Here is a 2,153-nt window from a genome sequence, read left to right as displayed (position 1 = left end):
CTAAAACCCTGTCAAGAACTTTTTTAATTATTTACGCTGAGTAGTTACCGTAAGTTTCAGACAAATTTAGCCTTTTGGTAGACTGAAAAAGTTCTAACTGTATTCCTAAAGGATATTCAGGCTCTTTTTTATTTTCACCCATTTTTGCTATTCATTATATTTATAATATGTGTTCTTATATTAATTTTATTTGTGGGTTTGTCAAGAAGGATTAATATAAGCTCTCTAAGTACATCAGACTCTTTAAACCTACCCATATTATCAAGAAGCTCTTTTTTTTCTGTGGGGGTTACCATTGATTGTATTCTAGCGGTTCTTTTTTCTGGTTCAGTGATAGCCATGTGGTCGGGTGTAGTGATTACTACATTCTCTATTCTAATAGGCTCATCTTCTTCAAGACCGTCTAGTAAATTATTTGCTCTTTTATTGTTTAGTGTTTTTTTCATAAGTGTACTTTATATAGTAAGATAATTATAAATATTTGTTAATTGAGGAATAACATTTTTATTTAATTGTGCTTTATCCCCTTTACTGGCATTAGCAACATCAAAAATACTTTGCTCTAAATCTGATAATCTTGTCATATATTCCGACTCATTAACGACGAAAATTTTTATATTTTTAGTATCAATATCGTGAGCTTCAAACAATAAATTAAGCATTTCCATACCACGGTTAATCTTTGTTTTCTTTGTTTTGTTGAAAACTACAACTATATTCGGATTATATTTAATTAATCCTTTAATCGTCTTAGCTGTTATTTTTAATTCTGAGTTAGAAGCATAGCTTATAGGCATAACTATATATTTAACGTGTTTTGTAACGCTTACAACTCTATTATCAAGATAACCCCCAAAATCAAATATATTAAAATCATCTGTATCTATACTTACTTCTTCCCCCGCAGTTATGGAAATAATGTTTTTCTCCCCTACGAGATTTTTTATAGGAAAAGATATGTTTACTATATCGTTGGTAACATATTTACCTATTATATTTTTTTGTCTTTGAAAGTCATAAAAATTATAGGCAAGTGTACTCTTCCCTTGTCTTCCTAAGTCATTGTAAAACAACACGTCTTTATTCATAAGATTTTAAATTATCCGTATAAGTATTATATGCATACAAGTTAGTATATTCATTAAATATAATAAGTCAATATAATTATTGAATATACTGGATAAATATATACAGTGGATATAGTATCTGTCTATATTCACTGCGTATAATAAAATATTTTGACATCTTTGAAATTATTTATATTATAGTGCGTACAAAATGAGTATTATATTGTACAATATTTACTAAGATTAAAATTATGGTGAAAAAAATGAAAACATTGACCTCAAGTGAGGCTAGGCAAGGCTTTAGCTCTTTATTAAGTACGATTGAAGTAGAGCCTGTACGTATAACAAAAGATAGTAAGAGCGTGGCTGTCATTATTACAGATACTCGTTACAAAGAATTGGAGAAAATAGAAGATTTTCTTTATGCAGCCGCAGCAGACTTAGCAATCAAGGAAGGTTTTGCTCCTAAGGAGGAGGCTGACGAATTATTAAAGGCACTTACTTCTGATAAATAAAAAATATGAGAGAATATGAGCTAACTAAACAAGCAATAAAGAAATTAAAAAATCTTTCTAAAAATGACCCTAAGCTTGGTACACAAATAGCTTCTAGTATATTGAATCTTAGAAAAGATTTAATAAAGGGGGAATCACTTACAGGGTTTACACTGTATAAAAAAATCAGAGTAAGGAATTTTAGGATTATATATAAGTTTGAAAATGAAATATTACTAATAGCAATTATTGATAAACGAGAAACGGTATATAAAACATTTGAACACTTAGTAAAAAATAGTGGTTCATTTAAGTAAAAAATTTGACATTTCCATTTTTTGAATAAAATATAATCATCAACAAAAGACTTATTATGTATTACCTCCCATTATACATAATTTCATTTAATAGCCAGTAATGGAAATAGATGAAGTTTTTTGTTGATATTAAATGGGTTCTGTCGCATAAAGTTCACCTTTCCAGGTTATCTGCTATCATTAAGTTTAATTTTCTATATTAGGAATTCTCAAATGCTTAGTTTTAAATGGCGCCACTTTGAAAAAGAGATCATTCTCCTAAATGTCAGATGGTA

Annotated in this window: 4 protein-coding genes; 2 read left to right on the top strand and 2 right to left on the bottom strand. The window is 28.6% G+C overall.

All coding sequences use genetic code 11. From position 1 onward, the window contains the following. Positions 1-134 precede the first annotated feature (134 nt). Positions 135-446, bottom strand: a complete 312-nt coding sequence (locus tag CDZ78_RS18255; RefSeq protein ID WP_087871261.1) for a hypothetical protein — start codon at positions 444-446, stop codon at positions 135-137. A gap of 9 nt (positions 447-455) precedes the next feature. Continuing rightward, the gene (locus CDZ78_RS18250) at positions 456-1,088 is read right to left on the bottom strand and encodes a hypothetical protein (RefSeq protein ID WP_087871260.1); all 633 of its coding nucleotides are present in this window, start codon (positions 1,086-1,088) and stop codon (positions 456-458) included. A 242-nt stretch (positions 1,089-1,330) separates the two neighbouring features. On the opposite strand from CDZ78_RS18250, the gene CDZ78_RS18245 reads away from it, so the two are divergent. Together CDZ78_RS18245 and CDZ78_RS18240 are read left to right on the top strand one after the other, a co-directional pair. Continuing rightward, complete coding sequence (locus CDZ78_RS18245) at positions 1,331-1,582, top strand: type II toxin-antitoxin system Phd/YefM family antitoxin (protein ID WP_167374396.1); 252 nt, start codon at positions 1,331-1,333, stop codon at positions 1,580-1,582. A 5-nt stretch (positions 1,583-1,587) separates the two neighbouring features. After that, positions 1,588-1,878, top strand: a complete 291-nt coding sequence (locus tag CDZ78_RS18240; protein WP_087871258.1) for a type II toxin-antitoxin system RelE family toxin — start codon at positions 1,588-1,590, stop codon at positions 1,876-1,878. Positions 1,879-2,153: the final 275 nt, after the last annotated feature.

It is taken from the genome of Bathymodiolus platifrons methanotrophic gill symbiont (genome assembly GCF_002189065.1).
Classification (GTDB): Bacteria; Pseudomonadota; Gammaproteobacteria; order Methylococcales; family Methylomonadaceae; genus Methyloprofundus.
The sequence above is the reverse complement of the archived record's forward strand: the minus strand, read 5'-3'. Positions and strand labels throughout refer to the sequence as shown.